A 24,646-nucleotide genomic window follows, 5' to 3' on the forward strand; every position below is an offset into this window, starting at 1 on the left:
TTTTTTGCAAATGTAAATTTTTTAACAATTTCTTAATATTAACTTTAATTAATATTGAATTAACACTTACTTCATATTAATTATATAAGAAAACCCAATATGAAACCATCTTTGCGGCATTTCTACTCCAAAGGCTTCCGTGTATTTTGTATTGGTGACATTATTCACTAAAGCATATACAGAATAGTCTTTTTTATTAAAACTTAGTTTGTTATCTAACAGATGATAGCTTCCTAAATTCAGTCTTTCATTGTATCTGTAGACTAATTCATTCGTGAAACCTCTTAGGAATTTTACTTCCAGTTTACCAATGATCTGATGTTTCAGATTATCTAGGATATATCTTGAAGTCCATTCATTAGGCTCTTGATATTTGCTGTCAATATAGGTATATCCTGCTGTAGGTTTCAACCAATTTGTTATTTTGTAACTAACTTCTACTTCTACACCTTTCACCTTGATATCTCCAACATTCGCAGCTAGCCACGTTAAATCCTTAGGATCCTTTTTAACCCAATCAATTGAATTCTTTGAATCCCTTAAAAATCCACTCACCTTAGCCAAAATCTTCTTATTCTGATATTGATATCCTATTTCTGATGAAATGGCATTTTCAGGTTGCAAATCAGGGTTTCCATGTTCAGTAGGACTAATATAATACAGTTCCGTGAAGGTAGGAATACGATGTACTTTGGCAATATTTCCATAAACCTTGCTGTTAGGATTGAAATTATATCCCACATCCAATCCCGGATAGAAAAAGTTTCCTTCCTTGGAATAATTTGCCCATGAAATTCCTGGGCTAATGCTCAGTTTTTTATCTAATAATGAAAAATGGTGTTCAAAGAAAATCTGGGAGACAAAACGATTCGGATTTCCTAGATTACTGCTCACCAAAAACTCTTTTCTCAGCTCTACTCCTACTCCAGTCGTTCCTAATCCCCATTGATAGCTGGAGTTCACTTCACCACCTACATTATTTCCAATATGCATATTTCTATATCCGTTAGGATTTTGTCTGGTATACAGATACATATCCTGTCCTCTTCTCCAATAGACATTAGAGTTAAGCTTCAACTTTCCAAAAGTTTGCTGATGAGCCATACTTATAATGGAAGCCTGCATTTCCTCATACTGATTTATAGCAGCTTTAGATGCATAAAACCCATTGGCCCCGAATTTCTTTTCTGAAAAACCCGCCTGAAGTCTTACATCTCCATTTTTAATGTTCAGTTTCCCCTGATAGAATACATTTCTGATTTCATAGTCGGTATTATACATGTATCCTTCTGATCCTGAAGTATTCGCCTGAAGAGTGTTAGAAAATTTCTCATTTCCCATCTGAGCATTAAAACCCAGCCTGTAAGAGCTATAATCACCTCCTTCAGCACTTATTTTCACCTTTTTTCCTATTCCCGGTTTGGTAATCACATTAATCACTCCTGCATAAGCATTTTGTCCGAAACGTCTGGCAGCAGGTCCTTTAATGATCTCAATTTTTTCAACATCCTCAAGATCCACCGGGATATTCATGGAATTGTGACCTGTTTGGGAATCATTAATTCGAACTCCATTCAATAGTAGCAAAACCTGTTCAAAAGAACTTCCTCGGAAACTAATATCACTCTGTACTCCATTCGATCCTCTTCTTCTGATATCCATACCTGGAACCTGCTGAAGAATTTCATCAATACTTTTAGATGGAGCATTGGCAATATCCTCTTTCGTGATAACCGTAATATTTTGGTTAGCACTTTTGTAAGGGGTGGAGATAAATTTACCCTGAAATTCAACGCTTTCAATGTCTGTCGTCTTTTCCTGTGCATGTACCCAAAGCAGAGATCCCAGAAAAAAAGCACTTCCTATCTTTTTGATCATAATCGTTTCCGTAGTTTCTTTTAACAGGGTCAAAAGTAAGGGAGTTCATGAAGACAGGCAAATGATACTTGTCATAAAAAAAGACGCAGCATTGAATGCAGCGTCTATACTTTTTTGAGGGACTAATTCTATCTTTTTCTCATTAAATGTGTAACTAGATCTCTGAATAATTTTCTCATTTCTATATTACATATTTATGAATACAATTTTAAATAATTTTAAAACATAAAACAATACCATGGTAAAAAAACATACCACATGCGCTGAAAGCATTTAAAATTCAATAAAAATAAACACTAAAGCAAAAATAATTCTCTAAAATCGATGTCAAATCTTCTTTTTTGCATCCCCATTTTTGTTCGTCATCCCCCTCATTTTTATTTTTTATTTACAATTTTAGTCATAAGAGAAGCGTATAATTTTCACTAAAAAATTCGTAATTTTGTGGGTCTTAATTTTACGGCGAAAAACATTCTTTTTTAACTGTATTTTGGCATCGTTCTGGAAATAAGTTGCCTTTATCGGTTGAGTTTGAAAATAATTTGAAAGTTCAATTGATGACACCCGGAATATTCCGGAAAACACCATTAAACTGACCGCTTACAACACGGTACAGTTCCTTTTATGAATAAACAAAATATGGCTGATATAACAGAAATAGATATAAAAAAACAGATTTTCGTTAAGAATGCTCATCTTAACAATCTGAAGCATATTGATGTCCTGATTCCGAAAAATAAACTGATTGTTATTACCGGAGTATCAGGAAGTGGAAAATCATCTCTGGCTTTTGACACAATTTATGCAGAAGGACAGAGAAGGTATGTAGAAAGTTTAAGTTCTTATGCCCGTCAGTTCTTAGGGAAATTAGAAAAACCTAAAGTTGATGACATTAAAGGTCTTGCTCCATCCATTGCTATCCAACAGAAAGTAATTTCTTCTAATCCACGCTCTACAGTAGGTACTTCTACTGAGATCTATGATTATATGAAACTGTTGTTTGCGAGAATTGGGAAAACCTTTTCTCCTGTTTCGGGAGAGGAAGTAAAAAAGGATTCAGTTTCTGATGTGGTTGACTTTATTAAAGCTTCTAAAAAAGATACGTCCTTTTTATTAACAGCACCTTTGGAATATGACCCAGAAAACTTTAAAGAAACTTTAAATATTTTAAAACTTGCCGGTTTTACAAGACTTGAAATCAACGGAAATGTTGCAGGGATTGAAGATCTTGAAAGTTTTGGATTTGTTCCGGAAAAAGGAATGAAGATCAATCTTGTAATCGACCGTTTTTCTTATGAAGAAGATGAAAGTTTTTTACAGCGATTGGCAGATTCTATTCAAATGGCATTTTATGAAGGCCGCGGACATTGTTCATTAAAGAATACTGACACTGAAAAGGTAAAAGAATTCTCCAATAAATTTGAATTGGATGGAATGGAATTCCTTGAACCCAATGTTCATTTCTTCAGCTTCAATAATCCATACGGAGCTTGTCCGGCCTGTGAAGGATATGGAAAAGTAATAGGAATTGATGAAGATCTTGTAGTTCCCAATAAGACCTTATCTATCTATGAAGATGCTGTAGTCTGCTGGAGAGGCGAAACCATGAGCGAATGGAAAAAAGATTTCATCAAAAAAGCAGGTGACTTCCCTATTCATAAGCCTTATCATCAATTAACCAAGGAACAAAAAAACTTCCTTTGGAAAGGTGATGGCAAAAGCAATTTCCCTTGCATTAATAATTTCTTCAAAATGCTTGAAGAAAACCTTTATAAAATTCAGTACAGAGTAATGCTTTCCCGTTACAGAGGAAAAACTCTTTGTCCAACGTGTGAAGGATTGAGATTGCGTGAAGAAACCAGCTGGGTAAAAGTAGATGGACATAATATTCAATCGATGATTGAACTTCCTTTGGATGAACTTGCCCCAATGATCAACAGCTTACAATTATCAGATCATGATAAAGAAGTTGCTAAAAGATTATTATATGAAATCACAACCCGTCTTGAATTCTTATTAAAGGTTGGTTTAGGATATTTAACATTAAACAGAACTTCGAATACCCTTTCAGGAGGAGAAAGCCAAAGAATTAACCTGGCAACAAGCTTAGGAAGTTCGTTGGTGGGTTCTATTTATATACTGGATGAACCTTCTATTGGTCTTCACTCTAAGGATACGGAAAACCTTATTGAAGTTTTGAAAAACCTTCGTGACTTAGGAAATACGGTGATCGTAGTAGAACATGATGAGGACGTTATGCATGCAGCCGATTACATCATTGATATTGGCCCTGAAGCGGGTTATCTTGGTGGAGAGCTCGTTTTCGCAGGAGACTATAAAGACCTGAAAAAAGCCAATACCCTTACTTCAGAATACCTTACAGGAAGACTGGAAATAGAAGTTCCTAAGAAACGAAGAAAGGCAAAAGAATGGATTCATATCAAAGGAGCTCGTCAGAACAATCTTAAAAATATTGATGTAGACGTTCCTTTGGAAAGTCTCACCGTCATTTCAGGAGTTTCAGGAAGTGGAAAATCTACCCTGATGAAGGAGATCCTTACCAACGATATTCAGATTCAGTTGGGAATGGGAGGAAAAAAAGGAGATTATGATTCAGTAGAATTCCCGAAAAAATTGATCAAAAATATTGAACTGATTGACCAGAATCCTATTGGAAAATCTTCCCGTTCGAACCCTGTTACCTATCTGAAAGCTTACGATGATATTCGTGATCTTTTTGCCAAGCAGAAAGTAGCCAAAATGATGGGCTACAAGCCAAAACATTTCTCTTTCAACGTAGATGGCGGAAGATGTGATGAATGTAAAGGTGAAGGAGTTATCAATGTTTCAATGCAGTTTATGGCAGACATTGAGCTGGAATGTGAAGTATGTAAAGGAACCCGATTCAAAAGTGAAATCCTTGAAGTAAAATTTGATGAGAAAAGTATCTCCGATATTCTCCATATGACCGTGGATGAAGCTTTGGAATTCTTTAAAGATAATAATGAAGAAAAAATAGTTACCAAACTAAGACCATTACAGGAAGTTGGATTGGGCTACCTACAGTTAGGACAAAGTTCTTCTACCCTTTCCGGTGGTGAAGCACAGCGTGTGAAACTGGCTTCATTCCTGGTAAAAGGAGTTACAACAGATAAAACATTATTTATCTTCGATGAACCCTCTACTGGTCTTCATTTCCACGATATTCAAAAGTTGTTGAAATCATTGCAGGCTCTTATTGATCTTGGACATTCAGTGATTGTTATTGAGCACCAGCCGGACATTATCAAATGTGCCGACTATATTATTGATATTGGCCCGGAAGCAGGTAAACATGGTGGTGAAGTGGTTTTTGCAGGAACTCCTGAAGACCTTACGAAAAATAAAAAGTCATATACCGCAAAATACATCAAAGAAAAACTTGAAAAATAAATAAAGACAGAGAGCCATTGAGCTCTCTGTTTTTATATTGATACTATGGGGTATTTTAAGTATTGTATAGAAATGGACTTTTCCCAATATAACTGGGGTCTTCGATCTGGGAAACCAAAAACTCAGCAAGATCTGTAGCACTGATATTTTCCCCTTTACAATCTATCAGACTGGTTTCCGTACTAAAACTTTTATCTGTCATATTAATGAGTGGCAATCGTACTAAAGTCCAGTCCAAACTACTTTCCAACAGAAGCTGATATTCTTTCTGCTTATCTGAAGTAGTTTCAGGATAATGTTGATACATCCATTCAGTAGCCATTTGCACCCGCTCATTTTTATGGTCGTTTTCTGTATTTACACTTAAACCAGTGGTTACAATATATCTTTTGATTCCATGTTTGTACATCGCTCTCATGATATGGGTTGTTGCCTCACTGAATATCGACTTTTCTCCTTTCGGTTGTCCCAGGGTACTTATTACTACATCACAATCTTTAATCAATGAACATATCGATTGCTCATCTCTTGCATCTCCTTTTATTATTTCAATTAAAGGATTTTGAATGTCAAATTCTTCAGGATGTCTCCATAAAAGCTTTATTGGATATTCTTTTTCAAGGAGGTTTTGCACCAGATATTTCCCAGATTTCCCGGATCCACCAATAACGGCGATTGTATTTGTTTTCATAATGATCTTATTTAAAATATAGTTGATACTATTCACCCCAATTTAGCAATGAGCTGTTTTGTTGATTCACAATTAGGTTGAAATTTAGATAATATGATAGTAGATTCAGAAGTTCTGAACCATCATTTTCAAGCTTTAGAATAGCGCTTGATATCAGGCAATATTTATAACAAGATTTTAATGAAATAAAGATACTCTATTCTGAATTATGTTTGGTATAAAAATTCGTTTTTTTATTATAATACCAGATCATTTAAATCACTTGTAGGAGTATTATATTTTTCATATCTTAGTTGATGTAACAAACTAAAAATCAATACTATGAAAAATTTAAAAAAATTAAAAAGAACTCATCTTATCCTGATAAACGGCGGAGATTTCCCTTATGCAGATTGTGATATTGAAGGCCAATGTCCTGCTGTACCGGGCTCCTATTATTGCAGCGGAGGTATCTGTTACAGATCTTCCGGTGGCGGTAACCCCGATGGTGGTAATTGTCACGAGCCAATGCGTGATTGCATGCCATGGGAAACAGGATGTGGCTGTGTTTATTAATAATCCATTTGTCAGATACATTATAGAGCGGCTTTAGTCGCTCTTTTTAGTTAAAACAATGACGATATAAAAATCCAACAATAAATAATTTTATGTCTCAAAGAAAATTCAGATTTTTGTACTAAGCTCATCCCATCATGAAATATAGAAAAACAGGATATCTTCTTCTCAGCCTTCCTTTCCTTATCAACTGTTCAGCAAAGAAAAAAATCGTTTCCAATATAGATTATCCTATAAAACTGGATACTTTAACGTTATTGGATCAAAGCAGAAACCGGAAAATTCCTATTGCGATTTATCAGCCACAAGTCAAAAGAACAATACCTAATCAACAGGTCATTATTTTTAATCATGGATATGGTTTTAATAAAGGGGGTGATTATTTCGTGTATTCTTATTTAACGGAGAAACTGGCTTCCAAAGGTTATTTTACTGTGAGTATTCAGCATGAACAAACCACAGATGCACCATTGCCTGTAGAAGGAAATCTGCAAATGGTAAGAAGACCATTCTGGCAAAATGGTTCTGACAATATAACATATGTATTGAATGAACTAAAAAAGACAAATCCCAATCTAGATTACAAACATCTTACCCTGATTGGACATTCCAACGGCGGGGACATGGTAGCATTGTTTGGAAATCAGCATCCTAATCTGGTCTATAAAATTATTACCATGGATAACCGAAGAATGTTCCTGCCAAGAACCAGCATTCCTAAAATCTATTCGCTCCGCTCCAATGATTACCCGGCGGATGAAGGTGTTTTGCCTACAGAAGATGAACAAAAAAAATACCATATAACCATTCAGCCAACCTCTATCAATCATAGTCACATGGATAATAAAGGCAGTGATGAGGAGAAAAATATCTTGAATGCCTTTATACTAAAATACCTGAATGAACAGTAATATTAAGCATATCTTATCTAACTTTGTGGAATAACATCAGACTTATCCACAACAAAATGTGGATAACTTGTGAATTTTAACATTAAATTCATATTTCGTATTAAAAATATCACTACATTTACTATGTAATAAACATCGAAGTGGAAACTTTATTTGCTTTTCTTACTACTCTTGAAATTGCAATTAAATTTGAAATAAAAATTTAAGCACAGCATTGTCGGCTGTGCTTTTTATTGTTGTCTAATTAAAAAAATGAGATGTCTTATCTACTGAATCTGCCTCTAAAGGGCAGATTCTTTTATTATAAGGCATTCATCCACACCAACATCTACCCCACTCAATCTCCGAAAATCGTTTAAGTATTATGTTATTTGTGATAAAAAACGAATCTATTGATTTAAAATACATAGAAGAATAATTTGTAATTTTAGTTTTCTAAGGCCTTATAGTTCAATGGATAGAACAAAAGTTTCCTAAACTTTAGATCCAAGTTCGATTCTTGGTGAGGTCACAAGGCAAGAATAGGCTATTTTTCATCCATATTCCGAGAAAAGCATTTCCTCTGTTTCAGAAATCATTATTAAAGAAACAAGTAACATTATACGCTTAATCTAATATCATTTTCCAATATATTATCGAGCTGTTTGATATAATCTGACGGTTTCATGTTAACCCTGTCTTTAAATGCTTTTATAAAGGTCGTCGAGCTTTTATACCCTACTTCTTCCGCTATAGTTTGAATAGTATACTTTCTAAATTTTGAATTTTCCTGCAGTTCCCTCAATACATAATCTATCCTCAGATTATTACTATATTCAGAGAACGTAACCCCTTTATGATGATTAATAATTTGTGATAGATAGGCTGTGTTCGTATTTAATTGCTTGGCTACGTAAGAAAGTTTAAAATTATTGGATAAAAATTTTTGTGCAGCTTCCATCATTTCGAGTTTATAAAGAATACGATGTATTAATTCATCATCTAAAACAGGTTGTTCTCCCTTCTCACTTTTTTCATGACAATGTTCATTGAGGTCAATCGTATTTATTTCAGAAGGTATAGCCAAAACAAAACTTTTCTTCCTTTGATTCTGCCAATAAAAAATTCCCAACACCACTGAACATGAACTCAAAAGAACGAGAGCAATTAAAAATATTATATTCTTCTGATTCTCCTGAATCATTACTTTAGATACGGTTTCTATTCCATTTTGTTCGTACTTTCCGAGAAAATTACTGCTATTATTGTCCCATTGTTTCTTTCTGGCTATTTCAGCAAGACTAAGCTTTGCAAATTGATAGGCTTTCTTATTATCATTAATATTTTCATAGTTGATACTTAGCAAATGATATATTTTCAATCGGTTTTCATGAGTATTTGTAACCTGCCTATTCGTTTTATTTAAACGATCAATATAGAGAAATGCTGAATCCGGTTTATTGATAAACGTAAAAGCCTCCGCTTTGCCCAGCAATACGGCTTCCCTGGAAAAACTTTTTTTCATAAAAGCTGTATCTTTTTGGCAGTGATTAAAAAGGATTAAAGCTTTTGAATATTTTTTTCTCAACATTGCTATTTCTGCCTTTCTGCTTATGTGCAACGTTTTGGAGAATGAAGAAACCTGAGGAGAATCACTCATTAAAACACTAGCTTTCTTATAATTATAATAAGCCGAATCCAGCATTCGAACGTCTCCAACATCCCTAAACCATTTGATGAAACTTTCAGCTTTGTTATTGAAAGCAGCTGCTATTTCATGCTTTTTCAAAAATGGGCTGTACAGTTCGTTTTTTTTATCATTTTGAAGATCATATAGTCTGGTATTAAGAATATCAATACTCTTTCTGTAATTCCCCAATTCTCTGTAAGTAACTGCGATAAATAGACTTTGTTTCTTTTTGTATATAGGCCTCATCCCTTTGGAAAACAATTCAAGGTATTGAAGTCCCTGTCCAATATTTCCGAGTCTTTTTTCTATATAAAATAGACGGCTTATTCCAATATAATTTAATTCTTCATGGTGAGAATAGTTGAGTTTTTCTTTGTTTTCATCAATCTGTTTTAAAGTAGCCAATATACTTTGTCTGGATTCGATATACTTTTCTTTTTTGTACAATACTGAAGCAGAATCAAGCTTAATAAGGTAATGGTAAAAAAGTTCATATTTGGAGAGTCTTTTAAATCGGGTATCCTCATTACTCAATTTGAAATGTACCAGATCCCACCGATCCATCTTGATCAGGCTGTCAATTTCTTTAGACTCTTTAAGGTTAAAATTATTCTGAGAATAAATATTAATGCATAAAAAAATTAGAAAAATCAGTGTTTTTTTTGCCGAAATCATAGTTTTTTTTCTTGTGTAAATTAATCGAAATAAACCAATAAATCACCTGTTTTAATTCAAAAAAGAGGGAAAAATTTAATTAACAATCTTCTTTTTTTTATTAATTACACAATCTTTAAGAACCAATATCTCGTGAATATTTAAAAACAAAAGACATAGAAGAAAGACTGTACAAATGCCAGATTTTTAACATTTTAAAATAAAATAAAAAAATTAAAACGGTTCTTCAAATTTATAAATATGATGAGTAATTTCTTTCAAATCTATAAATGGCAATGTAATTTTAATTCAAAATTAATATACGCCTTCCATACCCATGATAGAGACTTCTCTTTTCAAATGTACAATGGATTATAAAAACTCTTCCTAATTCCATTTTCTATAAACTTTCTAATGAGAGAAACCGGTCAAAATTAAGCTCAAAGACATTTACTACGATCTTAAAAAATATGATGAGACCTACAAATGAAATTAAAAAATTGTTTTCAAATTAATACTAAATGATTAAACAGTATGAAAAAATTTTATCTGTTATTAGGCTTAACAACCTCATTTTTTTCAGCCCAAAGCTCAGGAAATCCAGGTCGTAGCTTCACACCACCACCACCGTCAATCTATGAAATGGAAAAATATACTACCTATAATGTCGGTTTACAAAACGGGGTAGTTCAATACAGTATACCATTATACACTATTAAATTAGGGAATACAGATATTCCAATTAGCCTGAATTATTATACATCTTCCTTGAAATATGGTAAAGGATCTGGTGAAGTGGGTTTAGGATGGCAGTTGTCTCCTCTCATTAATATTTCAAGAACAGTAAATGGAAGACCGGATGAAATGTTTCCAATGCCAAATGATCTTGATGTTAATACAATCAATGCCTTAGGAAGAAAAGAAGATATAGACTCTTATCTTAGTTCATTTGTTGGGCTTTCTGGTGGAGGAAGTGTTTTTCCACCTGTTAAAAACTATCCTTATCAAGATAGCGAATTTGACATTTTTAATTATAATCTGGGAAATAATTATGGATCTTTTATCATAACAAACAGACAAAATAAAACCATCCAGTCTACAGATCAGAATATTAAAATTGAATACAATCAAATTACTAATGACAAAATAGATTATATCAAGATTTTTGATGACAAAGGAGCCATATATGAAATGGGCAAGGAGAAAAATACTGATGAAAAGTTATTTTGCTACAGCAACTATTCTCTTCCCTTTGGTGGAGGCAGTGCCATTACAGCATGGTATGTTTCTAAAATAACAGATATCACAGGTAACTCTGCAAAATTTGATTATATCGATGGTAATGAATCTTATGAAAGTTCTTCTGGCTTATATATTCGCGATGCTGTACCTCCTTACTTCCCCAGTGTGATAAATTCTACACAAGGACGATCAGCATCTTATTCTACAAAAAGAATACAAAAGATCACCACAAAGAACGAAATAATAACTTTTAACAGAGAAGGGTTAACCTCCTCTATAGAGATAAGAGATCCATTTGGCCATCTCATTAAATTGGTTACTCTTGGGTACAAAAGAAATATGCTTACATCTGTAACCATAAAAGGAAAAGATGTATCATCTCCCCAGATCTATAGATTCAAATACTACAAAGAAGATGATTTAGGCCCTTTTTCAGCTGACTATTGGGGCAATTATACAGATTATTCTACAGGAACATTTCCAAAATATGAAGGTGGAGATAATATTTTTTTCTGTCTTTGGAATAATAAAAATGACTTGAATAATATTGCCAATACAGCTCTTAAAAGTGAAAGTGGACTTTCTAATCATTATTTACTGGAAAGAATAGAATTCCCTACCGGGGGCTACAGAAGATTTGAATATGAACCCCATGAATACAATGGGTATAGTGAACTTAATAAAACACATACACGAAAAACGATGGGAATCAGAATTAAAAAAATTACTTCCTATGATGGGAACAAAAATACCTTAATCAAGCAATACAAATACGGTTTAAATGAAGGAAATATAGGAATTGTGGTAGATGATATGGCTCGAAGTTTTTGGTTTGCATCAGAAGGAGTTGAACTTTTATCCAATGTATCCTCCATTGTAAAAAAAGGAAGGTATGTGTCACTCACCAGTACAAACCCCTTTGCAAGTCAATTAGAATCAGTAGGATCTATATACTATCCACAAGTAACAGTTTATGATTCTGACGAAAATGAAAAATATAGTGGTAAAATAGAATATTATTTTAAAAACAATTCATACATCCCTTATATTACGCCTTACTATTCGAATCGTTATTACGATTTAGAAAGTAATGGTTGTTCTTCTTTTACTCCTAACAGACAATTTGATTCATATCATATTCCACTTTTTAGTCTGGGACTTTCTAACAACAGTATTACTAAAACATTATATTATAAAAATTTAAATACCAATAGTCCTATCAATTCAAATAATTTTTCTCTTATAAAAAAAGAAGAAAATAAATATGAACACAAGAATTATAAATCTTATAAAGGGCTTCACATTAACAAATTTGCTACAGGTTATACCACTTCTGAAGCAGAATATTTTAGTAATGCTGTCGAGTCTTTTTTTGATTATGCTAATTATACCCTGGAAATAGGAAACAGTAAGCTGACTGACAAAATTGTTACTGATTATTTTCCTAATAAAGACTCAATTACTATACATACAAATTATACATATGCTAACCCCTTAACCAGTAATGTTACTACACAAAAAATAATTTCTGCTGATGGCCTTGTCTCTGAAACATCTTATCAATATGCCCATGATAAAAATAATCAATACCTCATTGATAAAAATGTAATAGGGATCCCTTTACTTACTACGGCTATTCAAAAACAAAGTTTAACTGATCCCGGAAAAATAATTTCCAAATCTGAAACTATTTATCCAACAACACAGACAGAAGCCAATAATACAACAGGAGGTCTTGCTCTCCCAAAATCCATACTGAATTTTGATCTGCAAAACCCTAATGCATCACAGACCGAATTTACTTATGATTTGTACAATAATAATGGTAACCTCCTTCAATACACAGAAAAAGATGGAAAAACTACAGCTATCATCTGGGGATATAACAATACCTTGCCTATTGCTAAAGTTGAAGGTTCTACATTCCCACCACTTACTCCTTATTTAAGAGCAATTATTCCCGCCTCAAATATTGATGCCAAAGAGGGAACCAATGCTTCGGAACAAGAGTTAATTATGCTTCTGGACGGATTCAAAATGAATCTAGCCCTCTCTAGATACCAGATTACCACATACACATATGACCCTTTAGTTGGAGTAACCAGCATCACACCTCCATCAGGAATCAGAGAGGTATATATTTATGACACAGCCAATCGTCTGAAAGAAGTAAGGCAAGATTCTTCTACTGGTAAAATCATAAAAACTTTTAAATACAATTATAAAAACCAATGAAAAAACTCAATATTCTGTTGTTGATACTTCCTGGGCTCTATTATGCACAATTATCAACTCCACAAGGACAGATTCAGGCAACGGTGAATCCGGAAACTGGAAACATTGGAATTGGTACCACAAGACCTGAAGCTAAACTGAATGTTACAGGAATGCATGGGGATACCACAATATTATTAAAATCTTCAGGAAACGGATCAGATGTACCTGCTTATTTAAACCTATGGGCTTCTGAACCAACTCTTACTTACAATGGTGTGGGAATAGGAAACAACGTCAGATTTTTTAACCCCCAAACTAATACACCAGGCTTATCCAGATTCGTAGAGAATTTTGGTGGATCTTATATACGTTTACTTGATAACTCTATTAACTTCAATCTAATCAATTCAAGCGGACAAGCCAAGACCGCTGTAAATATTGTAGACAACGGAAATATGGCTATAGGAACCCATATTCCTTCAACAAAATTAGAAGTTTACAATGAAGCCAGCATGGGACATCTGACATTGTCAGGGAATGATAATGGAGCCAGTGATTATTCACGAATTGATCTCGACTATAAAATTAAAAGTACCGGACATGTAGTGGGAAGAGTTTCTTCTTTCTATCTGGATTCAGGAAATGGAGGAAGTGGAGGATTGAGGTTCTTTACCAGAGACGCAGGCCAACTTAAAGAGAAAATGTGGATAGCCGCCAATGGCAATGTTTCCATCTCCAATAAGCTTGAAGCTAAAGAAATTAAAGTAACCAACTCTCCTACTGCCGATTTTGTCTTTGAAGATACTTATCAACTCCCTAAGCTGGAAAACGTAGAAAAGCACATCAAAGAAAAAAAGCATCTCCCTGAAATTGCTTCTGCTGCAGAAATGCGGAAAGAAGGAGTCAATATTGGAGAGTTACAGATTAAACTTCTGCAAAAAATTGAAGAGCTTACACTCTACTCTATTGAACAAAATAAAATGATTGAGCAAATGAAGAATGAGATAAAAATGTTAAAAACGAAATTATAATAATTCATGAAAAAGCTCTACATAGTCTTACTAATTATTCCAAGTCTTGGTTTTGCACAAATAGCATCCCCAAACGGACAAATTCAAGCCACCATAAATTCTGGAAGCGGAAATATCGGAATTGGTACAACAAATCCTCAGAGTAAACTCGATATCCGTGCGGATGAAAACATCCCCATTATCAGAGGAAATGGAGGTTATATTCCCACTGGTTTACGTTTTATAGATGATTCATATACGCAGCCTGGTCAAGTGAAAGAATGGGCTCTTTGGAAAGGGAATACTTGGGCAAAAGGTTTTGGTTTTTATCGCTATGATGTGAATGCTTGCCAAGGAGAGTTCCAGATTAAACTTCTGCAAAAGATTGAGGAGCTTACGCTTTATTCAATACAGCAAAACAAGAGAATAGAACAGCTGGAAAAAGAAATAAAAGCACAAAAGAAATAAAATTATGAAAACATTAAAATACCTTATAATTTTAGGACTTCTTGTCTCTTCATTAAAGTCATTAAAGGCTCAGAACTATACTCCTATTATTAATTATAATTTTAATGGCACTCCTTCTAATGGGATCAAAATAAAGACCAACATTCCATTTGTTCATAGTTGGGGAATGCCTACAATCATTATTGAAGGATATAATTATGCAGATTCAACTTCTATAGGCCTTATTATGAATTGGTATGTATATGACAATCAATTTATCAATTATGGAATATCATCATTTGGAGGATATACTCCTGAAGTAAAATTATCTCAGGAAAATGGAAAAGTAATTATTTTCATCAACGATAAAAAATACTATAATAGATTTACTGCCAGAGCTTTTGCTATAGACAAGGGAGAAGATTCCAGCTGGTTTTCCGACTGGAGTATCACTGATGAATCTTTATCTGGCACCAATACGGTTACTGTTCCATATAAAAATACTGTAGGTGAATTAAGGTTTCCAGGAGGAATTATTACAAACAGTGGACTTATAGGAATTGGAACCACCAACCCACAATCAAAATTAGAAATTTATGGAGGGGGGGATCTTACCTTAAAAGGGGCAACAGCAGATGCCGGAGACCTTATTTTTCAACAAAACACAGGAAAACAAAATGCAAGAATATGGTCGGATGATAATGGAGGCTTGAATTTCTCAGGTTCCGATAATAATCCCAAAATATCTTTAATCAACAATGGAAATGTAGGAATAGGAATTTCTAATCCACAAAACAAATTAGACGTTAACGGAACCATCCATGCCAAAGAAGTAAAAGTAGATATGTCCGGATGGGCAGATTTTGTCTTCCAAAAAGATTATCAACTTCCTACTCTTGACGAAGTCGAAAAATATATTAATGAAAAGGGACATCTTCCCAATATACCCAACGCAAAAGAAGTCACTGAAAACGGATTATCACTGGGGGAAAATCAAAAACGTCTTCTTCAAAAGATTGAGGAACTTACTCTTTACCAAATTCAACTGAACAAAGAAGTCAGAAACCTTAGACAAGAAAATAGGCTTCTAAAAGAAACCATGAGAAAAAACAAACACAGACCATGAAAAATATAACTCTACTTTTTATTTTACTATCAACAGGATTTCTTAATTCCTTAAAGGCACAGGCTATTCAAACATTTACATCTGCGGGAACTCAGGATCAATACGTACCGGTAGTATTTGGTTTTACCAATAAACCCTTTTCTATTTCCAGAGCTAGTATTCATGAAGACCGAACATGGTTGGCTTATGGAATAGCCACTATTAATGGCATAGGTTATGGTTGGGGATCTGGAAATACCATGATTAAACTTGAGAATTTCACCAATGGAATTAAAAATGCGGATAATACCGGTGAATGGTACAGCTATATCGGAAAAGTTCTCTGTGAATGGATCAAATCCGGAATTATAGTATATGTGAGAGGAGGTACAACGTATTACACAGACGGAATCATTCAAAGAAACGATGGCATTTATACCGCACAGGAAGGCACACAAAAAAACCTTACAGCCGTACCCCTTACCGAACCTGGGTTTAATATTCCAAGAGGAGTATATGTTGCTGATTGGGAGATTAATGCCAATACCCGAAGTTTGAATAACACCATGACCAATACTCAGAATATTTATTCTAGCAATGGGAATATTGGAATCGGTACAACAACTCCTGAATCCAGTCTTGATATCCGGGCAAATGGAAGTTCCCCTATCATAAGAGGTAATGGAGGTTATATTCCAACGGGCTTACGCTTCATAGATGATTCCTATACACAACCAGGCCAAATTAAAGAATGGGCTATATGGAAAGGCAATACTTTTACCAAAGGGCTTAGTTTCATGAGATATGATGCTGTGGATCGTTGTGGTGCTGGTATATGTGATATTGCTTTACAGCTTAGTGATAATGGAAACATAGGAATAGGAACCCCTAACCCACAAAATAAATTAGACGTTAACGGAACTGTCCATGCTAAGGAAGTAAAAGTAGATATGACAGGATGGGCAGATTTTGTTTTTCATAAAGACTATCACCTTCCTCCCCTTGCTGAAGTAGAAAAGCACATCATTGAAAAGGGACATCTTCCCAATATACCCAACGCAAAAGAAATTACAGAAAATGGTCTGTCAGTGGGAGAAAATCAGAAATTGTTGTTGCAAAAAATAGAAGAGCTCACTCTTTACTCCATTGAACAGGATAAAGAGCTAAAACAACAGAGAGCTCTTAACAAAGAAACCTTAGAACTTATTCAAAAGTTAGAAAACCGGATTAATATATTAGAAAATAAATAACAATGAAAAAGAATTGTATAATCATAACCTTTTTACTGGCAATAAGCTTCAATTCTCAGGAGATAAAATTTGATCGACTGATTGGAAATAATGATGGGGTTAATTACTATTTAGGACATTATCACGTACCTGGATCCGACGGGTTGGAAATAAAATGGTACGGAGGAATCAGATTAACAGAAGGAGGTTACAATAATGTATTACAACTGACTAACGGAAATGTGGGAATCGGAACCATTACTCCGAAAGAAAAACTGGATGTTAATGGAAGCTTCAGAGCGGGAACAGATGAGCGCTACTTTATTTATAACGGATCAGCAGATATTCTCCTTAAAGACATTTCCAGAGGAACCGGAGGTAGAGCTATTGTACATGATGGTAATAATAAACTTACCTTAAATTATGAGAATGATTTTACTGGAGGAACTCAGCTAGGGCAATCTTTTTTAGTGAAAGGAACTAATGCTATACTCGATGGTAAACTGGAGGCCAAAGAAATCAAAATAACCAATACCCCCACCGCAGATTTTGTATTTGAGAAAAATTATAACCTCCCTACTCTTGAAAGCATAGAGAAGCACATTAAAGAAAAGAAACACTTACCAGAAGTTGCTTCAGCTAAAGAAATGCAAAAAGAAGGGGTCAATATCGGGGACTTTCAAATCAAGCTTTTACAAAAGATCGAGGAGCTTACCCTCTACTCTATTAAGCAGAATAAACAACTTAAGCAACAAACAGAAATCAATAAGAAATTAGAACAACGTCTTTCAAAGCTAGAGAAAAAATGAAAAAACTCATATTAGTTCCTTTGTTATGGGCATGTATAATCAATGGACAAGCATTATCTGAAACCCAGAAACAAAATGCGAGAGCTACAGGATATGCCATTGTAGCGGCCAAAAATCCGGGAGTAGATTTTTCCATCTACATGATCCCTTGGGATGGTGTAAATAGCCTTGAAAATAATGCCAATAGTCAAATAAACCCAAGCTGGCATGCACAGGCAGCCGTCAAAGGAGAATACTTTGATCAGACTTTTGATAACACTCCTTTTACAGGCTATAGTTCTGTAGTGACCAGCCAGGAGGAATTTGATAAATTTAAATCCACTGGTACCCAATGGTGGATTGTATGCAGTACCTTGCCCTCCTATAGCTCAAATATTTATGGTAAAAATGGGAATATTGGTATAGGAACTATTAATCCGGTAGCCAAACTCCATATTGAAACCAACAAACAGGACGAAAGCTCATTTGGGGATCTTTACTTAGGCAATACTGAATTGAGCCTTCGCTTAGGGAATACTCCCAATTATTCATGGATTCAGAGTCATGCTGGTAGACCATTATTCATTAATAAACTTGGAAATAATACTATTCTCAATAAAGAAAAAGGAAATGTCGGGATCGGTGTAGAAGACCCTTTGGCTAAACTACATATTGCCACAAGCAAACAGAATGAAAGCTCATTGGGTGATATTTTTGTTGGTGATGCCAATGCCAATATGAGAATTGGTAATACACCCGAATATTCATGGATTCAAAGCCATGCCAGCAGACCTTTATTTATCAATACCCTCGGAAACAATATTATTCTTAATAAAAACGGCGGAAATGTAGGAATCGGAATGTCTAATCCTCAAAACAAATTAGATGTCAACGGAACCATCCATGCCAAAGAAGTAAAAATAGATATGTCTGGATGGGCTGATTTTGTGTTTCAAAAAGACTATCCATTGCCAAGCCTTGAAGAGATTGAAAAACATATTAATGAAAAAGGCCATTTAGCCAATATTCCGACAACAAAAGAGATCATGGAGAACGGATTATTGCTTGGAGAGAATCAAAAACTTCTATTGCAAAAAATCGAAGAGCTTACTTTATATACTATCGAACAGTACAAGCTTAATAAAATACAATCTGAACAGCTTCAACAGCAAATTCAGATTAATAAATCACTGGAGCAACGTCTTCACAAACTGGAAAAAACAAATCATAAGAAAATTATTAAACAGAAAATATGAAAAGTATTCAGCTCTTATCTCTTTTACTTCCGGCAGCTTTATTTGGACAACTAGCTTCCGGTATTGCAGTTCACAATACCCGGGATATCAACAATCCCCCATCAGACTTTGGCCATCAGGTACAGGCTGATTTTAAAATCAGAGGTGTTGTAGGAGCTCCCGGAGAAGGATATTATTCAGGAATGCTTACGATAGCTCCCTGGAGTGACAATAGTGGAGATAAGCATCATCAGCTTAACTTTAATAATGGTGGGATTTTCTATAGAATGGGACTTCCTCAAGGGCAATGGGAAGGTTGGAAAAAATTAGTCATTGCTGACTCGAACGGAAATGTGGGGATCGCAACAACCTCTCCTGATACTACTTTAGATGTTGGAGGAATAATTCGGTCTTCAATATCAAGTAATGAAGGGGGAACAATTGATCTGCTTAATCCAAGTAAAACAGGAGCTAGTGCCTCCGTATGGAGGATCTATAACATGACTGGAGGATATGGCAACTCTCTACAGTTCTGGAGCTATTCCGCAGATGGCAGTGCAAGCGGGGCCAAGTTTATACTTGGTGATAATGGAAACATTTCAACCTATGGCAAATTTGAAGCCAGAGAAATTAAAGTCACCAACACTCCCACTGCTGATTTTGTCTTTGAAGAAAACTATAACCTTCCCACTCTTGAAAGTGTAGAAAAACACATTAAAGATAAAAAGCATCTGCCGGAAATTGCATCTGCTACAGCAATGCAGAAAGAAGGTGTAAACATAGGCGAATTCCAGATTAAGCTTTTGCAAAAAATTGAAGAACTCACCCTTTATACTATTGAACAAAACAAACTCATTAAACAACAACAAAAGAACATGGAGAAAATGCAAGATGAAATTAATGCTTTAAAAAAAACAAATTAAAATAATTACGATACAACTTCATTTCAACTCTAAAAATATTTGAATTTAAAATTCGGATTATGAAAAAACTATACACCAGCACATGTATTCTGTGCACCATTGCCAGCCTGTACGCTCAGGATGTTGTATGGCAGAAGGACATCAAATCCAATTCACAGGATTTTTTGAGCGGAATTATCACCACCATCGATCAGCAGTATCTCATTACCGGAAGTAATATTCAGTCGGGAAAAGAAAAACAGGAAGCTGGAAAACAACAAAATAACGGCTATGATTTTCATGTGATCAAACTCAATCAACAAGGAGAACAGGTTTGGGAAAAATCTTTCGCAGGTCAAAATCATGATTACCTGTCCGCTTCTGTTCCCACACAAGAGGGAGGTTTTCTCCTGGCAGGAACATCCTATTCAGGCAAAGGATTAGATAAAAAAGATGATTCAAAAGGGGGCTCAGATATCTGGCTAGTCCGAATCAATGAATTTGGAGACGAACTATGGCAGAAAACATTAGGAAGCTCTTCCGATGAAGAAGCTAAAGCTGTTATCCAAACGACAGATTTAGGATTTTTTGTAGCCGGCAATACCCAAAACTCATCCAAAGGGTATGGTTCAAAAGATGCTTTGATTATCAGGTTAGACAAAGACGGAAAAGAAATTTCCCAATTGATTTTGGGAGGAAAAGGTCTTGATGAGGTGGAAAAAATGATTCCTACGAAAGACGGCGGAGCTCTTCTGGGGATTTATTCTAGGAGTTCCGAGGTTCGTGATTCGGGATCTGAGAAACGTTCCGGGACGCGAGATGCGGGATCCGCGTCAAACGTTCAAAACTCGAACCCCATATCCCGAACCGGAAAAGCAAGCAGCAACTTCGGTGAAGGCGACTACTGGATCGTCAAACTGGACAAAAATGGAAAAGTAGAATGGGAAAAAAATTTCGGTGGAAAAGATGATGACCATATCAGAACTTTAGCCCTTACCTCTTCCGGATACCTCATCGGTGGTGAATCCCGATCAGACAAAACTGGAAACAAAACCGTAAGCATTGAAGAAGGAACTGATCTTTGGTTGATATCCCTTAATGAAAGAGGTGACGAACAGTGGCAAAAATCCTACAACTTCGGTAATCGTGATATCCTTATGGGCATCAGTGTACTTCATTCAGCAGATGATAAGTCCTCTACGGGTATTCTTTTAGGAGGATATACTCAGGCTGAAGGCAGAATAAAAACAGACGATGAAACCTTCTGGATGCTCTATCTGGACAATAACGGCAATGAACAATGGAGAAAACACGTCAAAGGTGAATCCCGAAAAAAAGAAGAAAGACTTGCAGATCTGAAATTAAATCGAGACGGTTCTATCCTGGTAGCAGGAACCAGTGCTGATGAACTGGGAAAAGAAAACTGGAAAATTGTAAAACTTGGCGACCAGCAAATTAAACAAATGATCGCTACCTACGACATCAAAATTTACCCCAATCCTGTCTCAGACTATGCTTACGTAGAAATCGGTTTTGATTTCAAAGAAGCCGACATCATGCTTTATGACATGAGCGGACGACAAATCCAAAATCTGAAAACCCAAAATAAAGTGACTAAAATTAATATTCAGGCTTTGGTACAGGGAGCTTATCTGGTGGTCATTAAGACTGATACGAATAAAACTGCGAATGCTAAACTGATAAAGAAATAAATGAAAACAATATTATTAACACTTTTATCAATGACAGCAACTCATTATTTATTTGGGCAGAATTCTGAGTTAACAAGTGTACTGGTTGATAAAACAATAACACCTACTGCATCTGTAGCTTCTTTAGGAAAGTATGGAAATGATTCAGGCGTAGACAATAAGGGACGATATAATAACTCAATAAAGCTCTTTAGTCTATCATCAGGAAATCTAAAATATAACATGAACATTTCCTATTCCAGTAACGGATTAAAAGTAAATGACTGGGGAAGCAGAATAGGTTTACTATGGAATAATAATTTTACCTCTGTAATATACAGGCAAATCAGAGGACTTCCTGATGAAACTGGTACAAAACTAGAAAGTTTACAAGGAAGTCCCAGACATTATACGGTAAATGATTACCACACTATTGAAAATTTAAGCCAGGAAGTAGGAATAGATGGTGAATCTGATTTATTTTATTATAATATTTTTGGGTTAACAGGAAGCTTTGTAATTCTTAACGGAAAGGCTCAACAAGTCAATTATAACGAAAAATTAAAAATAGACATTGGAACAGATTTTTCTCATTTTATAATCACATTACAAGATGGAACAAAATATTATTATGGAACCAATAATAATATTGAATATACTGCTTTCAATACTTTATGTATGGAAGAAAGTCCTGCAACTCCTCAACTAAAAACAGCATGGTTTTTAACAAAAATGGAGAGTGCAACAGGTCAAAAAAACATTACTTTTTCTTATGAAAACATCTATAATTCATATATAGAAGACAAAAGTGAAACACTTACAATTAAAAATAAGGCTTATTCACAGGATCGCCCGTGTAATGGGCATATCATACCACGCGTCTACAATCACAATAATTGTACAAGAATTAAGATAGCACAAACAAAAAATCTCACTAAGGTGACATCTTCTGATTTTGTAGTTGATTATTCATATATAGCAAGGGAAGATATTACATCTGATAAACTTCTTGACAATATTGAAATCAAAGGGTCTAATAATATTCTTATTAATAAAATAAAATTTGATTATTCAAAATATGGAAACAATAGTAGTATAACAAGCTTGGATGATGTTGGAACTCCTATAAGATATTTTTTACAAAAAGTATCAGTAGGAAAGACATTAGAACAAAAATACTACTTTACATACAACAACGAAGCATTACTTCCACCTCGTTTTTCTTATAACCAGGACATTATGGGGCTTTATAATGGGATTACAAATAATTCGAACTTCTTTCCTGATGAATTTATCCCTAAAATACAAGCATTATTCACAATCTGGTACCCTGGTGATTGGCAAATTCCTCCTATTCCATCAGCCAACAGAGCTCCTCATTATCCTGAATCCTCCTATGGACTATTAACAAACATCCAATATCCGACAGGAGGCAACGAAAGTATCATTTATGAGCCTAATACCATTATTAAAAACCCTCAAAATCAAATAGAGTCAAATTATTATGGAGTAAGAACAAAAAAAGTTGAGCTATGGAGTAATGATACCGATAGAATTACAAAAGAATATATCTATAATAAAGCACAGTTTGACTCAATTGAAAACAAAATTAATTTTGCAAAAGTATCATCATTATTTTCTGACGATGATAATTTTGGAGGTCATGTAACTTCAGTATATCAATCAGGACATGATCCTAATTGCGCAGTTGGGGAATATGGAATAGCACCTTTTTACATTGATCAATTCTATAAAATCAATTCTAACAAAAGATACACAACACAACCATTTCAAGGAGATTTTATCGCATACGAAAATGTTACTGAACTCATCAATAACTCCAAATTTACAACAAAAGAATATTGGGCTACAGAAGACCGATCCACTCAAACCGTTCTTGGAGATTTAAGTTATTATACCCCAAATTCTGATTATTACTGGTTTGCCAACTTAATGTTTCATACCTATGAGGGAGAAGTAAGCGCCAATCAATTCCTTGTAAAAAGGTTTTTGGATTTGGAATATGAATTCAAAGACTACAAAATCATCAAAAATTATACAGCAAGAAGAGATTATTTACCTGAATTTTTCCAAAATGATTATTATTATGATCAAAATTTAGATGCTTATTCTGTGGGCGAATATTTACTTCCTAACAGATGGGTTAACACTAAGAAAAGAAAGGAAACTTTAGTTTTAAAAAATGGGCAGAAAATAAGTAAAGAAATAGTATCAAATTACAATGATATTACATTATATAATAATCTAAAAACTCAAACTACTTATTTTTCCGATCATTCTACTTCACAAACAAATTATCAATATTCCACTGAAAAGGGAAATCAATATTTAATTGATAAATATATGGTAGGTATTCCTTTAGAAACTCAAGTAACTAAAACAGAAAACGGGATTACAAAAATACAATCTAATGTAATCATTAATTATCCTTCCAACCAATCAGAAGCTAATGCTAATACCACAGGATTACCATTACCCAATTTCGTCAAAAGCATAGACCTGGAAAACCCAACAAGACTAAATACCGAAGCTACTTATGACCAATATGATAACAAAGGAAATATTCTTCAGTATTCAGAAAAAGGGCTTAAGCCTGTTACAATTGTTTGGGGATATAATCAATCCCAACCCATTGCTAAAATAGAAGGAGTAAAAATTTCAGATATTCCACAGTCTCTTATTAATACAATTGTTTCAGCAGCCGATACAGATGGGCAACAGGGGACAGATGATTCTGAGCAGACATTGCTCACTGCTCTCGATGCTTTTAGAAGTAATTCAAATTTGTCAAATTACCAGATTACAACTTACTCCTATAATCCTTTAATTGGGGTTACAAGCATTACTCCTCCTTCAGGAATCAGAGAAATATATATCTATGATTCAGCTAATCGACTGAAAGAGATTCGTCAGGACTCTGCTACCGGTAAACTATTGAAAACCTTCAAGTACAACTATAAAAACTAATT

The 24,646-nt window shown here is 34.5% G+C and carries 16 protein-coding genes and 1 tRNA gene; 14 read left to right on the forward strand and 3 right to left on the reverse strand.

All coding sequences use genetic code 11. The features are described from left to right. Positions 1-66: 66 nt before the first annotated feature. Positions 67-1,878, reverse strand: a complete 1,812-nt coding sequence (locus GTR01_RS13020; protein ID WP_160138272.1) for a TonB-dependent receptor — start codon at positions 1,876-1,878, stop codon at positions 67-69. A gap of 639 nt (positions 1,879-2,517) precedes the next feature. Here GTR01_RS13020 and uvrA point away from each other — a divergent pair. After that, positions 2,518-5,310 (forward strand): excinuclease ABC subunit UvrA, encoded by a 2,793-nt coding sequence (gene uvrA / locus GTR01_RS13025; RefSeq protein WP_160138273.1) that lies wholly within the window; start codon positions 2,518-2,520, stop codon positions 5,308-5,310. 55 nt (positions 5,311-5,365) lie between these two features. On the opposite strand, the gene GTR01_RS13030 is transcribed toward uvrA, so the two are convergent. Next, positions 5,366-6,001: an NAD(P)-dependent oxidoreductase gene (locus GTR01_RS13030; protein ID WP_160138274.1), complete on the reverse strand. Its 636-nt coding sequence runs from the start codon at positions 5,999-6,001 to the stop codon at positions 5,366-5,368. Between the two features lie 321 nt (positions 6,002-6,322). Between GTR01_RS13030 and GTR01_RS13035 the strand changes: the two genes are divergently transcribed. From GTR01_RS13035 to GTR01_RS13045, 3 genes are all read left to right on the forward strand, one after another. Continuing rightward, on the forward strand, positions 6,323-6,556 hold the full coding sequence (locus GTR01_RS13035; RefSeq protein ID WP_160138275.1) for a hypothetical protein: 234 nt from the start codon (positions 6,323-6,325) through the stop codon (positions 6,554-6,556). A gap of 137 nt (positions 6,557-6,693) precedes the next feature. Further along, positions 6,694-7,467, forward strand: a complete 774-nt coding sequence (locus tag GTR01_RS13040; RefSeq protein ID WP_160138276.1) for an alpha/beta hydrolase family protein — start codon at positions 6,694-6,696, stop codon at positions 7,465-7,467. Positions 7,468-7,906: 439 nt separating this feature from the next. After that, positions 7,907-7,978, forward strand: a tRNA-Arg gene (locus GTR01_RS13045). An 87-nt stretch (positions 7,979-8,065) separates the two neighbouring features. On the opposite strand, the gene GTR01_RS13050 is transcribed toward GTR01_RS13045, so the two are convergent. After that, entirely contained in the window at positions 8,066-9,811 is a 1,746-nt protein-coding gene (locus GTR01_RS13050; protein ID WP_160138277.1) for a helix-turn-helix domain-containing protein, read from the reverse strand. A gap of 513 nt (positions 9,812-10,324) precedes the next feature. Between GTR01_RS13050 and GTR01_RS13055 the strand changes: the two genes are divergently transcribed. The 10 genes from GTR01_RS13055 to GTR01_RS13100 are packed head-to-tail and all read left to right on the forward strand — an operon-like array spanning position 10,325 to position 24,644. Next, entirely contained in the window at positions 10,325-13,267 is a 2,943-nt protein-coding gene (locus GTR01_RS13055; RefSeq protein ID WP_160138278.1) for a hypothetical protein, read from the forward strand. Next, on the forward strand, positions 13,264-14,280 hold the full coding sequence (locus GTR01_RS24505; protein ID WP_185155128.1) for a hypothetical protein: 1,017 nt from the start codon (positions 13,264-13,266) through the stop codon (positions 14,278-14,280). Before GTR01_RS13055 ends, GTR01_RS24505 begins: the two co-directional genes overlap by 4 nt. Before the next feature lie 6 nt (positions 14,281-14,286). Continuing rightward, entirely contained in the window at positions 14,287-14,727 is a 441-nt protein-coding gene (locus tag GTR01_RS13065) for a hypothetical protein (RefSeq protein WP_160138279.1), read from the forward strand. 4 nt (positions 14,728-14,731) lie between these two features. Next, on the forward strand, positions 14,732-15,832 hold the full coding sequence (locus tag GTR01_RS24610; RefSeq protein ID WP_228452232.1) for a hypothetical protein: 1,101 nt from the start codon (positions 14,732-14,734) through the stop codon (positions 15,830-15,832). Beyond that, the gene (locus GTR01_RS24615) at positions 15,829-17,061 is read left to right on the forward strand and encodes a hypothetical protein (RefSeq protein WP_228452233.1); all 1,233 of its coding nucleotides are present in this window, start codon (positions 15,829-15,831) and stop codon (positions 17,059-17,061) included. The genes GTR01_RS24610 and GTR01_RS24615 overlap by 4 nt, the downstream gene beginning before the upstream one ends. A 2-nt stretch (positions 17,062-17,063) precedes the next feature. Further along, positions 17,064-17,849: a hypothetical protein gene (locus GTR01_RS13080; RefSeq protein ID WP_160138280.1), complete on the forward strand. Its 786-nt coding sequence runs from the start codon at positions 17,064-17,066 to the stop codon at positions 17,847-17,849. Further along, positions 17,846-19,084, forward strand: a complete 1,239-nt coding sequence (locus tag GTR01_RS13085; protein ID WP_160138281.1) for a hypothetical protein — start codon at positions 17,846-17,848, stop codon at positions 19,082-19,084. The genes GTR01_RS13080 and GTR01_RS13085 overlap by 4 nt, the downstream gene beginning before the upstream one ends. Further along, positions 19,081-19,986: a cell wall anchor protein gene (locus GTR01_RS24510; protein ID WP_185155129.1), complete on the forward strand. Its 906-nt coding sequence runs from the start codon at positions 19,081-19,083 to the stop codon at positions 19,984-19,986. The genes GTR01_RS13085 and GTR01_RS24510 overlap by 4 nt, the downstream gene beginning before the upstream one ends. Before the next feature lie 59 nt (positions 19,987-20,045). Then, positions 20,046-21,677 (forward strand): T9SS type A sorting domain-containing protein, encoded by a 1,632-nt coding sequence (locus GTR01_RS13095; protein ID WP_160138282.1) that lies wholly within the window; start codon positions 20,046-20,048, stop codon positions 21,675-21,677. Next, positions 21,678-24,644: a hypothetical protein gene (locus tag GTR01_RS13100; protein WP_160138283.1), complete on the forward strand. Its 2,967-nt coding sequence runs from the start codon at positions 21,678-21,680 to the stop codon at positions 24,642-24,644. It begins immediately after the preceding gene. The last annotated feature ends 2 nt before the right edge of the window (positions 24,645-24,646 follow it).

The organism is Chryseobacterium sp. c4a (genome assembly GCF_009900745.1).
Classification (GTDB): Bacteria; Bacteroidota; Bacteroidia; order Flavobacteriales; family Weeksellaceae; genus Chryseobacterium.